Annotated in this window: 9 protein-coding genes; all 9 read right to left on the bottom strand. The window is 48.4% G+C overall.

Annotated features, from left to right (window positions below; all coding sequences use genetic code 11):
* Positions 1–40 precede the first annotated feature (40 nt).
* The 9 genes from MHH89_RS29805 to MHH89_RS29765 all read right to left on the bottom strand — a co-directional run bounded on the left by MHH89_RS29805 (position 41) and on the right by MHH89_RS29765 (position 13,421).
* Positions 41–1,873 carry a glycoside hydrolase family 35 protein gene (locus MHH89_RS29805; protein WP_076279770.1) on the bottom strand — a complete coding sequence of 611 codons (1,833 nt, stop codon included), beginning with the start codon at positions 1,871–1,873 and terminating at the stop codon, positions 41–43.
* Positions 1,874–1,898: 25 nt separating this feature from the next.
* Positions 1,899–3,173, bottom strand: coding sequence for an alpha-L-fucosidase (locus tag MHH89_RS29800; RefSeq protein WP_254848818.1), 1,275 nt, complete (start codon positions 3,171–3,173; stop codon positions 1,899–1,901).
* 115 nt (positions 3,174–3,288) lie between these two features.
* Entirely contained in the window at positions 3,289–4,686 is a 1,398-nt protein-coding gene (locus MHH89_RS29795; RefSeq protein ID WP_076192894.1) for an ABC transporter substrate-binding protein, read from the bottom strand.
* A gap of 141 nt (positions 4,687–4,827) precedes the next feature.
* The gene (locus MHH89_RS29790; protein ID WP_036675652.1) at positions 4,828–5,664 is read right to left on the bottom strand and encodes a carbohydrate ABC transporter permease; all 837 of its coding nucleotides are present in this window, start codon (positions 5,662–5,664) and stop codon (positions 4,828–4,830) included.
* Between the two features lie 15 nt (positions 5,665–5,679).
* The gene (locus MHH89_RS29785) at positions 5,680–6,609 is read right to left on the bottom strand and encodes a carbohydrate ABC transporter permease (protein ID WP_051490863.1); all 930 of its coding nucleotides are present in this window, start codon (positions 6,607–6,609) and stop codon (positions 5,680–5,682) included.
* A 169-nt stretch (positions 6,610–6,778) separates the two neighbouring features.
* A complete protein-coding gene (locus tag MHH89_RS29780; RefSeq protein ID WP_076279771.1) occupies positions 6,779–8,362 on the bottom strand; it encodes a response regulator transcription factor in 1,584 nt (527 codons plus the stop codon).
* Complete coding sequence (locus MHH89_RS29775) at positions 8,362–10,083, bottom strand: sensor histidine kinase (protein WP_076281121.1); 1,722 nt, start codon at positions 10,081–10,083, stop codon at positions 8,362–8,364. The genes MHH89_RS29780 and MHH89_RS29775 overlap by 1 nt, the downstream gene beginning before the upstream one ends.
* Before the next feature lie 67 nt (positions 10,084–10,150).
* The gene (locus MHH89_RS29770; protein WP_341088721.1) at positions 10,151–12,310 is read right to left on the bottom strand and encodes an alginate lyase family protein; all 2,160 of its coding nucleotides are present in this window, start codon (positions 12,308–12,310) and stop codon (positions 10,151–10,153) included.
* A complete protein-coding gene (locus tag MHH89_RS29765; RefSeq protein ID WP_076192904.1) occupies positions 12,300–13,421 on the bottom strand; it encodes a glycoside hydrolase family 88 protein in 1,122 nt (373 codons plus the stop codon). The genes MHH89_RS29770 and MHH89_RS29765 overlap by 11 nt, the downstream gene beginning before the upstream one ends.
* Between the last annotated feature and the right edge of the window lie 129 nt (positions 13,422–13,550).

Here is a 13,550-nt window from a genome sequence, read left to right as displayed (position 1 = left end):
TGTTCACCCCAATCTTAGAATTGGTTAAAGCTAAAGGCATCTACAAGTTATCATCCTGCACAAAATTCAACACGGCGTCATCGACGGCCGAAGTTCTTCCCAGATCAGGAAGGTTCACAAGCTCAATCTCGCAAGTCTCCGCACAACCATGCAGCTCCAAAAGAACCAGCTCATTGCTCCCCTTGCGCAAGAGTGGACCAGGGATATATAGCGCCCGCTGCGGTCCAACGTTCCAGTAACGGCCCAGATTAAATCCGTTAATCCAGGCGACCCCTTTATTCCATCCATCGAATCGTAGAAAGGTATCGCCAATCTCCTCCGCCTCGAAGCTGCCCCGGTAGAATCCGGGCAGACCCGAAAGGGTCGCAGCTTGCTGCTTCTCCACCGGGTGCTTCTTGTACGCTAGTGAAGCCAGCTGTTCCTGTTCCAACGGCAAAGTACGAATCGTCCAGTTATATTGCAGCTGGTTATCAATCCGAACCCCGTCCAGAATCCCTTTCGGATCGCGAATGAGCGGCCCGTAATTGATTCGTCCCATGTTCTCGACGAGGATATCCAGCTGTGCTCCCCCAGCGGGGATGGAAAGTTCCAGTGGCAGCGGATTCCAGCGCTCAATCACCCCAAGCACCTGTCCATCCAGGAAGACCTGCGCCCGATCGCGCACGCCCTCGATGTAAAGCTTCTGTCTAGAGCGCGGCCCTTTCACATAAGTGCTGTACAATATAAAACCATAGGATTGTCCGAGCTTCTCCATCGGCTGTACACACACGCTGTTCACCGTCTCTGATAACTTCTCCAGATTGGAAGCCGTGAATAGTTCCGCTCTTTCCGTCAAAGCGACTTTCCCGTAAGAAATCTTCGGAATCGGCTCAGGGAATGGACAAGTCGGGGCAAATCCATGGTTGCTGAGTACCGACCGGACAGCTTCAAATTTCGCCGTCGTATCTCCCCATTCCGTGAGCGGGGCATCATAGTCATAGCTTGTAGTCGTCGGCTCGTAGGTGACGATATGATTCGCACCATTATAGAAACCAAAATTAGTTCCACCATGGAACATGTACATATTAAATGAGGAGCCCTGGGTCAGGATCTCATCCAGAACACCTGCTACATCCCCGGCATCACGTACATGATGATCCTCCATCCAGTGATCAAACCAGCCGTTCCAGTATTCCATCACCATAAGCGGCTCTTCAGAGCGGTATTCCCGATATTTGCGGAAGGATTCCTCTGTACTGGAGCCGAAATTGACTGTCGCATGCACATCCTCCAGTGTTCCGCCGAGCAACATCTCATCGGTTGGCCCGTCGGAAGTAAAGAGCAGCACATCGATCCCTCTGCTGACCAGTCCATCACGCATATAGCCCAGGTAGCCACTGTCATTACCATAGCTGCCATATTCATTTTCTACCTGAACGGCCAGAATTGGTCCGCCATGTGTGGAGAGCAGCGGAACCAGCAGAGGAATTAGCTCATCGTAATAACGGTCTACCTTGCTTAAATAAAGAGGGTCACAGCAGCGAAGCTGGAGTTCCCCGTAAGCTAGCAACCAGCCCGGCAGGCCTCCGAACTCCCACTCCGCACAGATGAATGGACTCGGTCTGACAATAACATGAAGCCCAAGCTCCCCAGCCAGCTCGATAAAAGATACCACATCGGCCATGCCATCAAATACGAACTCCCCTTCTTTAGGTTCATGTATATTCCAGGCGATGTAGGTCTCCACGGTATTGAATCCGCAGGCTTTCAATTTCAGCAGCCGGTCTTTCCAATATTCAGGCACAACCCGAAAATAATGAATGGCTCCCGATACGATACGATAAGGCTGTCCGTCCAGCAAATAGTGTCCGTCGTTCCAGGTGAGCAGGCTCATTATCGACAACCTCCTTTATTAATATTTATTCTAACGATTCCCCGCAGTGGTAGACGGCAAGCCGTCTGATCTTGGGGCTTGCGGCAGCTTCTGACACCCGTAAGCGGATTTTCTCTGCGACAACCGGAGGGAAGGCATCGATTTTCTTATGGCCAATCGAACTGCCACGCTTCAACTCCAGCCACGCTCCGTTGCTGTACGCTTCCAGCATATATCCTTCTACTCTTTCGCCGTAAGCGATATCCTCCATAATCTCGACATGATCAATCACAGTAGCTGCTGGCAATTCCAGTTCAACAATATCTCCTGTACCTGCGGTTACCGCCAGAGCCTTGTCAAATCTGCGTCTTATCTCCTTGCCGAATTCCAGCAGCCGCTGCACATCAGCCTCCGGAAACAGCCCGCGTTTGTCAGGGGCTACATTGAGCAGCAAAGTTGCCCCATGTCCAACCGAACGATAATAAATATCCATTAGCTGCTCCAGAGACAGCAGCAGATGCTCCTCCTCAGGATGCCAGAACCAGCGGTCTTTACGGATGGGCACATCGCATTCCGCAGGCACCCAGCTCGGCGTTCCGGGAAGCCAGTTCAATGAAGCTTCACTGAACATGCTACCCCGCGCAGAATTCGCAGTGTTCCAGCATGGATAAGGAGCAACACCATCCTCATTGCCAACCCAGCGGATCGTTGGTGCCCCCATATTAAACACCATGGCGCCTGGCTGATGGCACTTGATCAGATCCATAATCCGCTGCCAATCGTAATTGCGGCCCTCCGACCCTGCGCCGTCGAACCAAATTTCCGTAAGCGGACCATAGCCCGTAAGCAATTCCTGCAATTGCAGGGCATAGAAATCATCGTACGCTTGCGGATCTGCATAACAGGGCTCATGTCTGTCCCACGGAGACAAATAAATGCCGAAGCCAACTCCAAGTTCACGGCAAGCCTCCGCGCATTCCTTGACGACATCGCCGCGCCCTTCTTTCCATGGGCTAGAAGCCACAGAATAAGTACTTGTCGCAGTCGGCCACAAGCAGAAGCCATCATGATGTTTAGCTGTCAGTATAAAATAACGGAATCCAGCTTCTTTGGCTGTACTAACCCATTGGTGGGCATCCAAATGAAGCGGATTGAAGACCGCAGGTGAATCATTGCCTTCTCCCCACTCCTGATCGCAAAACGTATTGATGCCAAAATGGCAAAACATCCCCAGCTCCAGGTCCTGCCACTCCAGCTGTTCCCTAGAAGGCAGCGCCAGTTGCTCTTCCGGCTTGTTCTGTGAAAATCTGCTTTCCATCATTTCTACACTCTCCCATATGTTTGTGTAGGCCCAATATATAAATAAGGCTTTGGAAAGCCAGTTGATGACCTTCCAAAGCCCCGTCCACAACTTGTGATACTTGCTTATTCCCTGTTTATTTGATGACACCTTTTTCGTTGATAATTTTTGTTGCTTCATCAACCATCCATTGCTGCACCTTATCAATCGATTCATTTCCAAGCATAAATCTGCTGAAGCCGTCATCGATTATTTTGGTCAATTCGGACGTTGCCGTCGTCATCACCTGCGCACCATCAAGGAACTGGATTGCACTGTCAAAGAGTGTATATTTGAGTGAATCCATATCATACATATCCTCTTTGCCAGCTACCAGTTTGGTCAGCAAGGCTTCATTATCCGCTTTTTTATAACCGGAGAATTCCAGTCTGTTATCACTAACAGCCGTTGACATAAATCTCATCAGTTGGAAAGACGCCTCTTTGTTCTTCGAAGTAGCGCCCATCGCCAGCATATTGCCGCTGGTGAAGTATTTGCCCTCGTATTCTTTTGGTTCCGATCCTGCCGGAGGCACCGGTACCGGAGCAAAAGCTGTCTTGAAATCATGCGGATACTGCTCAGTATTGCCCGGATCAGCAATCGTCCAGTTACCAGCCAGAATCATAGCGGCTTCTTCATTAAAGAATTCCGTGCGGTAATTGAGCTTAGCCGCTAAAGCGTCTGCATAAGTTTTCGCAGATTTATCAGCAGACTCCATATCTTTGCGCAGCTGGAAGAAGTATTTATAGGTTGGATCCGCGAAAATGGTCGTCCCGTCATCATACACGAATGGATCTTTCATCATCGTTTGGGCCGGAGCGTTCATATACAACTCCCAGGTGTGGAAGTATGTGCCGTAACGTTTGTCTACGCCTTCACCTTTGGTTAGTTTTTTGGCATAGTCGCGATAGTCATCCCATGTCCAGCCAAAAGTAGGTACAGGCAGCCCAGCTTCATCCAGTGCATCTTTGTTCAGCATTACATAGTTGCTGCTCTTGGTATATTGCATCCCATAATAGTTGTTGTCTACCTTAGCATTCACATAATATTCATCCTCAGGAACGAGGTTATCCTTCTCATAGAATTCATTCAGCGGGGCAAGTGCTCCCCGGGTCGCCCGTTCAAGTACGCCTCCAAGGCTTGGTACCTGAACAACGTCAATCGCTTCGCCGGATGAAATCAGGAAGTCGAGTTTCTTCAGCATCTCCACAGAATCACCGGGAACGAGTGTCACATGCTCTACCTTGATATTTGGGTTCTGATCCATAAATTCCTGCAGCATGGCATCCGTGCCTGCTGATTGGGCTTCATTGTCCCAGTTGTAATATTTGATGGCGACTTGCTTGTCCACCTTGGTGTTCCCGGTATTCGTACTGGCTTCAGCACCGCCATTCTTCTCTGAATTTCCGGAATTTCCACAGGCGCTTAACGTTAAGGAAACCGCCAGCATGGAGCCTAGTACAACGGATAATCTTTTTTTGCCCTTTGTTTTCATTTTACTTCCCCCCGCACTGAAATTTAAGTATAGTGCCTTGTTCATTTCTTATTATAGGCACCCGCTGTACAGGCCAAGTGCACAATTTTGCTGTAGTAGGATCACATTTTTGACTTTTACCCTCTTTTGCAGACTCGCAAGTCAGCCCTTTACGCCCCCCAAGGAGATTCCGTTAATGACTTGCTTTTGCAGGGCAATGAACACGATGACCAATGGGATGATCGCCGAAACGGCTGCCGTCATCATAATCGCATAGTTGTTCGAATAATCATCTCGGAACAGTGTCATACCGAGTGGGATAGTGTACAGATTCTTGTTTAGCAAGAAGATCAGCGGATTCTGGTAGTCATTCCAGGTCCAGATAAATTTAATGATCGCCACGGTAGCGAGCACCGGCTTGCAGAGCGGAACAATGATAGACCAGAATATCCGCAAATGGCCTGCACCATCAATTCGCGCCGCTTCAATATATTCGTCGCTGATACCAATCATAAATTGCCGCAGCAAGAACGTGAAGTAGATGGAGAACATACTCATTAATACGATAGCAGCATGAGTATCATAGAGGCCGAACCAACGAATCAGCAGAAAACGCGGAATCAGCGTGGCCTGGTCAGGAATAATCATGAATGACAGCAGCGCCAGAAAGACCATATTCCGTCCTTTAAACTTGATTTTGGTCAAGGCATACGCCGACATAGATGAAATGATCAGTGTGATGCAGGTTGTAATAATCGCAACTTTAAAGGAGTTTAAATAGAAATGGGAGAAAGGTACCCGTCCCATCCAAACCATCTTGAAATTATACGCTACATTGATCTTCTCGGGAATCCATTGGATCGGGAAGCGCATTACATCTTTTTCATATTTGAAGGCTGCGGAAATCATCCAGATCAGCGGAATAAGAAATACAATGGACAAAGCCCCCATGATGCAGGTAGTGATCACTCTGGACATATTTTTTCTAATCAGTTGCATGTTAATCTCCCCCCTTTATTCTTCATTTCTCATTTTCCAAGTGGCTGCGGTAATCAAGCCGATGACAGCGAATAGCAGCCAGGAAATTGCAGAAGCGTAGCCCATGTTGTAGTATTTGAACCCTTCCTCATAGATCCTGAATACAAGCACGGTAGAAGAATTATTCGGGCCACCTTCGGTCAAAAAGGCGATGATGTCGAACACCTTAAACGAGCCAATCAGCATGGTAATAAGCAGGAAAAATGTGGTCGGACGCAGCATCGGAACTGTGATGGCAAAGAATTTTTTCAACGCGCTGGCGCCATCTATTTCGGCGGCTTCGTAGATTTCATCGGAAATATTCGTCAAGCCAGCCATATAGATAATTATGGTGTAGCCAAGACTCGCCCAAGAACTGATAATAGCAATGGATAACAGTGAGGTCTTTGGATCAACTAGCCATTTCGGAGGGCTGGAAATTCCAAACTCCATCAGCAACTGATTGATCGGTCCAAGAGACGGATGGAACAATGCACTCCATACGGCAGCTATCGCAATAATCGAAGAAATATAAGGAATAAAGAAAGCCACTTTAAAATAATTTTTGAGGAACACACTGTTTTGAATCAATGCCGCGAGCACCAGCGCAATCGCAATCGGTATCGGCACGGTCATAATCATATAAAAAGCATTGTTCTTCAAAGCTTGAATGATACTCGGATCATGGAACATTTTGATATAGTTATCCAATCCGATGAACTCGATTCCTTTGACTCCCGACAATAGATCCCATTTCGAGAAGCTCAAATAAAGTGAGAATCCAAGCGCAAATACATTAAGAAATAGCATCCCGACAATTTCGGGTGCCAAAAACAGCCACCCGGTTAAAGCCTCTTTCCGTTGCGGAGTCCAGAATTTCCGCTTCTCTTGCAGAATTTTTGGCACAGGTTGTTTTGCAGCCTCCACGTTGTATCACCTCGACAATTTGATTTGTCATTATAGTAATACATCCGCCTTCCGCAAGAAGGAGTGATTATGACCCGGAATGTGCAAGATTTTGACCTTTGTCCGCCGACAACAAAAAACCGCCCTAGAGGGGCGGCGCGTCTGTTCATATCATTAACAATTGTGCTTCTCAGCGTACCGAATGTTTGGATTTATATTCGCTTGGCGTTGTTCCCACATATTTTTTGAACACTTTTGAAAAATAGGTTCTGTCCGAATATCCCAGGCCGACGGCCAGCGACTCCAGGTTCTGGCTGGAGATTTTCAGCATTTTGGTAGCGACCTTCATCTTGTGCTGATGCACATAGTCCGTAAAGGTCAGGCCAGTCATGCGCTTGAAATAACGCGAAAAATAGCTTGGATCCAGAAACAGATAACGTGCCATATCAATTGAAGTGATATTATCGCCTAGATGCTGGTCGATATACTGCTGGATAAGCTGCAGCTTGGGCTCCTGCGGAGAAGTTCCTGCCACCTGCTGCTTGCTGCCTGTAATCTGTACAAGCTTTCTCTCCACCAGTTCCATCGTATCCTCAAGTGTGCGGGTCTGCACGAGATAGACGAACAGATCCTCATCGAACATCAGGCTCGTAAACATTAACTCGATGCCGCGGAGCATAAAGGATAAATCCCGGGCGAAATCGCCAGGATGAATAGACATAACTTTTGCAGTCCTAGCGATTTCCTGTAGAGTGCCACGGATGGCTTCAAGGTCTTTTTTAATCACGGCCCGTTCCATCTGCGGGATATAGCTGTCCAGAAATCCTTGGGGAGCAGGCTGGAAACGTGGAGAAGCGATTTGCAAAGTATCCAGAACCGTGTAATCCGCACTTGCATAGAACTCGCATTTGTCCTGAACAATCTGCCGATGGATCTGGCCAATCGCCTGTAGCTCCATTTTCTCTGTGACGGCAATAATGCCCGGTTGAATCTTAAGAAGATGGGAGCATTCAGAACACAGCCGCTGTAAATAATCGTGAAAATGAAGACTGGCATTCTGCGCCAGATTCACACGGTAATTATATAAAATCACAATATTCTTTTGCTCCAAGAAAGGCGTAACCCCTTCACACGTTTCGGACAATTCCAAGGCTATATTGTAAATAGCATATAAAATAAGTGGATACTCACTCTGCTTGTATCGCTTGTCGAAACTGGAAAAATGAATACTGACCGTGCCCAGCATAAACCACGGATACGTCCAGGATATGCCGATTTGCGCCGCATAGGCCAGTGTGGTTTCAGGCGGAGCACCGCCAATCACCCTTTGCAGCAGGTTCTGCCGGAAGAGCTGGCTGTTGTAGCCTGTCTCCCCATGGCTGATCAACCCGATCTTCGACTTAAGCAAGTGTACGGACTTGGCAAGGCTTTTCTCCAGTTGCTCTTCTGTAAGCTGGTCCTTGATTAAATAATCATCCACTTTCAGCTTTACCGCTTGCTGAGCATAATGGAAATCCTCATGACAGGTCAGGAAAATAATTCTGACCTCCGGCTTCATGCGGGTGAAGCAATCGGCTAGCTCAATCCCGTTCTTTTGCGGCAAACCAATATCCGTGATCACAATGTCAGGCTGCACTTCCTCAAACATTAATAACGCCTTGGCACTGGAATAGGTGCTGCCGACAATCTGCAAGCTATGTGCCTCCCAGTCAATCATCTGCTGAAGCACTTTGAGCATAGGAACATCATCGTCTATGAGCATCACTTTATACATCAATATCCCTCTCTCTCTGACAGATTAACCTGATGATTGCCTTGCGGCAAATACAGAGAAACGGACACCCCACCCTGCGGCAGATTATGCAGCGACAAGCGGGTATCCTGACCATAGGTCAGCCTCAGCCTTTGAACCACGTTCATTAACCCGACCCTTTGATAAGCTTCATCCTGTTCATCGTCCTTATACAGTAACCTGCGGTTCAGGCCCGCCAGAACTTCAGCCCCTGCACCGCAGCCATTATCTTCAACTTCAATCATGATCCCATCAGGGACCGTTCGCGAGCGAACGACAATACGCGGTGCCGGGTGGTCAACCAATCCGTGGACGATTGCATTTTCTACAAGGGGCTGCAAAATTAGCTTAGGGACAATGAGCTTCTCTGTATCCTTTTCCAGATCGACCTCCAGTTCAAGAGGGATTTCGTTACGGATCTTCATAATATCGATATAATGGCCAAGCAGTTTGCATTCTTCCTGCAAGGTAGCCGGTTCATTGACCTTCAAATAAGCCCGGAGCAGACTCATTAATGAATCGATGATCCCGCTATGCAGCTTATCTTTGGCCAAAATAAGGCTACATTTAATCGAATTCAACGTATTGATCAAAAAATGGGGGCGAATCTGCATAAACAGCGCCTCCAGCTCCATCACCCGCTTCTGTTCCTGCTCCAGCTCGATGTCGTGAATCAGTCCTTGCAGCTGGTCCAGCATAGTATTCAACGTCTGCCCCAGCTCAGCGATTTCATCCTTGCCCTTGACCTCCAGCCTGACATCAAGATTCCCCATCCCGAACTGGCGCACAACGCGCTGCAGCTTCATGATCGGACTATGCAATCTTTTGGCAATCAGCATGGAGGTAGCCGAAAAGACAATAAATAAGAGGAGTACCAAGCCAATGCCACTATAAAACGTCCGCGAGATCTGGCCCGACCATTCTTTCTCCGAAGCTTCATAGATCAGCTGCCAATTGGATTTGTCGATAGCTCTGGCTGTACGAACGCTTCCTCTCGCTTCCTTGCCTTCTGGAGCCAATTCTGAGTTCCCAGCGATCAAGCCTCCTCCAGAATCAAATAATGCAACCTTGCCAAATTCGACGGGTCCGAGCAATTTATTGAAATAGGATTCAGGAATTGAGATAAGCAGCACGGACACCTGCCGTTTCTCCCGGCTGTCATAGATTACTCTGGCAATATAATAGCTGCTGCTTTTACCGGAACCGCTGTCAGCCATCCCAAGCCATTGCAAGGTCTCCGGTTCGTGGATATTGACACGGCTCATCAGCTTGTCCAGGTTAGCATTGATTACAGATAAATTCTCCGTCCCAGAGGAGATCACAAAGTGTTTCCGGTTGACCAAATACATGCGGATATTATTATTCAACGGCTTAGAGTTGATGAGCGAAAACACATCTTGAATTTGCGTAAAATGTACGTAATCCTGATAGCTATTTAGCCGCTCAGTATCCGCAAATGACTTCAGATTAGCGCGGAAATTGGTATCGTTTACAATAAAATGGGAAGCGAACGTCACATCATCAATAGTTTTGTTTAGTTCGTCAATCATAACGTTCAGGAAGTTATCGTTGCTGAGCTGCAGCTTCTCTACCATCGTATCCCGGATGAGCACGAAGGAGATGATCGATACTGCAATCAGCGGGATAAAAATCAGCAAAAGAAATGAAACCTGGATACGTCTATAGTAAGTGAATTTGAACATGTTTTCTCCGCGCCTCTCTCATGCTCTTTTCTTTTATTCTATCAGCCCGTTGTCCAGTATTCATACATTATCTGATTACCGTGACTTTCTTTTGACCGTCTGCAGAAACAATAAGCACTACTACTCCAAAAATTTGTACGCCTTCCACTACATAGGAATCTAAATGACTGGATGGAATCTCGTGGCTGATCACGATAATATGCTCCTCATTCCTTTCGGGGAGGATGATGCGACAGGCCTCCGCCTGTGCAGCAGCCACCGGTTCACCCGTATGGCGGTAAATCGGCACCTGTTCGACCAGCGGACAGAACAACTCACCCGCAGGCTGCGGGTACAGCACCTGCATGATCGAGACCGTTCCTTTCCCCTTTCGGGAGTACACAGCATACTGATTGGGTTCCAGCAGATTATATTCGCGGGAGATTACCCCAGCATCCATCCTGCCCTGAAGACCATCAACATGAACAGGAAGGATACAAAGATTGGCTTCCCGCTCATTTTTTGTACGGCATATTAGCGTTCCATCTTCCATCTGAACCGTTCCGGGTGCAAAATGAAAATGCTGGGAAAATGTATGCTCCTGCCGGGAACTGAAGCTGTCCACCAGAAGCCAGTAAAAAGGCTTAATAAATAGGATCCTCCTTAACGGGTAGACCGGATCATCCCAATGACGGTAGCCGTCATGGCTGCCCTCTACATAATCAAAGTCCGGATGGCTGCTCCATTGGCAACCCGTTGGCTTCGCAATCTGAGAGAAGGACCATGTATCCGTGACTTCGGTAAATCCAATTCCGTCGACAGTGGTCGTATTATGGGCAGCGCTTTCTTTTAGCGCTTTTCTAAGTGGTGTATGATCACTATAGTTGTATCTGCCAAGATCGGTAAGCAGATCCCGCCCATAGGCATACAGATCGAAATGTAGCAGATCCGCGTGCCCATGTCCACCCCCAAGCGGTCCGCAGTGAAAATATAGGTACAAATCCTGCTCGTCCCAGCCCGTTCGCATCACATAATGGCCGGAATGTGCATAGGCGTGTGACAAGTTTGGCGGTAGCTCCGCATTCAGCCGCTCGTAGCCCTCAACTCCATTTATCCCAAACAACCAGGCATTGTCATAATCCATTTGATCGTATCCGCCAAAGCGGAGTACAGCATCCTGAAATAACCAGCCCGCATAAGTCAAAAGCGAACGGATATCGCTGTCATCACTATCGCCAAGCATCGGCTGCCGGTGATTCGGCTTGGCCCAATACAATGAAGCGACAGCCATTTGCTGAACCTTTTGCTGAAATTCTTCCTGAAGCTCCAGTCCGTTCAATCGGGCTAAGCGGATGCAGTCGAGAAAACATACCAAAACCTCATGGTGATAGGTAGGCGATTGCTCCCAGTGGATGCCGTCCGCCATAATCTGAATTCGCGCCGTCTCTCCCAATCTCTCCTCACTGAGCTGTCGCCAGTTATTGGCGCTAGTGAACTCAGGGAAGTAGAGCGCAGTTTGGAACAAACCACAAGTCTCCAGCACCCCCCAGTTGCTGATCTTCTTCCAGCCCGTAAACGATAAAGCTAAATATTGGCCGTGTTCATGGAGAGATATCATCACTTTGGCCAGCAGCGTCGGTGTGAACAGCGGACTATCCTGTATATAAGACAGTGCTTTAATCCAGTTAGCACAACGAAGGCCCGCTTCAATTGTGCGCCATGTCAGCGAATCATTCGCAGGCTTGTCTGGAACGGGGTTACGGTCTATCCAATCTTCAAGCTGGCAGCAAAATGCTCTTGCATAAACCTCTTTACCTGTTATCGCATATACTTGTCCTAATGCCACCCAGTAGCGGTGGCGATTCAGCATATAAGCCCATTCTACATCCTTGTCCGGAACATGACGCCAGTCAATTTCTTCCTCAAAGGTAACCGGAATGCGGCTGCGCTCCATATCCCAGGGAAAACGAAAGAGAAACGTCTGCTCCACAACTTCATCCGCTGTCTTCATTACAGCTTCCAGCTCGTCTGCACAATAAAGCCGTACATAGTCAATAAGCTGCTTCCGGTTATCCTCTTTCCGCCAGCCCGGCGTGCTCCGTCGGGTCAAATACCGATGTAATACAGTCAGCGCATCGTCCTGCCGCGCTTGGCTGAGCGCATTCTTCACTAGAGCTAAAGCGGGCAACTCAAGGTCGAGCAGCGCAAAGACGGCATAGGGGGAGATTTGTCGGCCATCAGCGTTCATACCAGTACCCCTTGTTGCCTTTTTGCAGCCGCATCAATGCTTCAAGATAGAAATAATCTCCCCAGATCATGAAGTCATCTGGAGACAGATCGCCGCGCACATGGTAAGAACCATGCTTCAGCAGCCCCTCCGCCTCTTCACCGAGCGTGGAATAGTTCTGCACAAGCGAAGTCATCGACTGCACTAATCCCTGCTGAAAATAAGCCCGCTCCGAATCCTCCCCATCCATTAGCTCCAGCAGTTCCTGTAGTCCGGCTGCTACTATTGCTGAGGCCGAGCTATCCCGGTAAGTATCCGGAGATACCGGAGCATTAAAATCCCAGTAAGCGACATGATCCTGCGGCAAATGCTCCAGAAAATAGCGGGCCATCCGCTTGGACGTTTCCAAATACAACGGATTTTTGGTATAGCGGTAGGATAATGCAAAACCGTAAACACCCCAAGCCTGCCCGCGCGTCCAGGTCGATCCGTTAGTAAAGCCCTGATGAGTGGCGCCGCCAATCGGCTCTCCGGTCTTCGGGTCGAAGAAAAACGTATGGTAAGAGCTGTCATCTCCCCGTACCAGATACCGTCTCGTTTTCTCCGCCTGCATGACCGCCACCTCCCTGTATTCGGAATCACCGGTCTGTTCTTCTGCCCAATACAAAAGGGGAAGGTTTAACAGACAATCAATAATGATCCGCCCGCCTTCCTGAGTATCCCCCTCCGGTCCCCAAGCCTGAATATAACCGCCAGCTGTACGCCAGCGCTTCAGCAGCAGGTCTGCCGCCTGCAATGTCAGTTGACGCGCTGATTCGTCTTTATCTATAATCCACTGGGCTTTAGAGGATAACGAATACAGGAAGCCGATGTCGTGATGATCAAGCACGGTCTTTGCCGCGAAACGGCGGCGGAAATCTTCTACGGTATGGGATGCCGCAATACGGAAGCTGTCATCCCGCGTATATTCATAACACAACCACAACATGCCGCTCCAAAATCCGTTAGTCCAGTCGTCGTTGTTATTGAGCTGATAAGTTCCATTCCTGCTGACATGAGGGAAACTGCCCCCGAACCGGTCTATGTTCTTACGTACCTTCTCTATCGCATCTTCAATCGCACTGCTCCACATAAGTTCCTTGCTCCCTTCAGGCTCTTCGTTTCTTACGTTTCATGATAAGGAGAGTGAACAGGATCTAATAGGGGCGATTTTTGCTTTGATGTGCATTATTTTGACTTTTGAATGACGTGAAGTACTGTA

It is taken from the genome of Paenibacillus sp. FSL H7-0323 (genome assembly GCF_038002725.1).
Taxonomy (GTDB): domain Bacteria; phylum Bacillota; class Bacilli; order Paenibacillales; family Paenibacillaceae; genus Paenibacillus_AQ; species Paenibacillus_AQ odorifer.
Note: the sequence above shows the minus strand (reverse complement) of the source record. Positions and strands in the feature narration are given on the sequence as shown.

Coding starts and splice junctions, on each gene's coding strand:
- MHH89_RS29790 (WP_036675652.1), bottom strand. CDS start 5,664: ATGCAACTGATTAGAAAAAATATGTCCAGAGTGATCACTACCTGCATC.
- MHH89_RS29795 (WP_076192894.1), bottom strand. CDS start 4,686: ATGAAAACAAAGGGCAAAAAAAGATTATCCGTTGTACTAGGCTCCATG.
- MHH89_RS29765 (WP_076192904.1), bottom strand. CDS start 13,421: ATGTGGAGCAGTGCGATTGAAGATGCGATAGAGAAGGTACGTAAGAAC.
- MHH89_RS29805 (WP_076279770.1), bottom strand. CDS start 1,873: ATGAGCCTGCTCACCTGGAACGACGGACACTATTTGCTGGACGGACAG.
- MHH89_RS29775 (WP_076281121.1), bottom strand. CDS start 10,083: ATGTTCAAATTCACTTACTATAGACGTATCCAGGTTTCATTTCTTTTG.
- MHH89_RS29800 (WP_254848818.1), bottom strand. CDS start 3,173: ATGATGGAAAGCAGATTTTCACAGAACAAGCCGGAAGAGCAACTGGCG.
- MHH89_RS29770 (WP_341088721.1), bottom strand. CDS start 12,310: ATGAACGCTGATGGCCGACAAATCTCCCCCTATGCCGTCTTTGCGCTG.
- MHH89_RS29780 (WP_076279771.1), bottom strand. CDS start 8,362: ATGTATAAAGTGATGCTCATAGACGATGATGTTCCTATGCTCAAAGTG.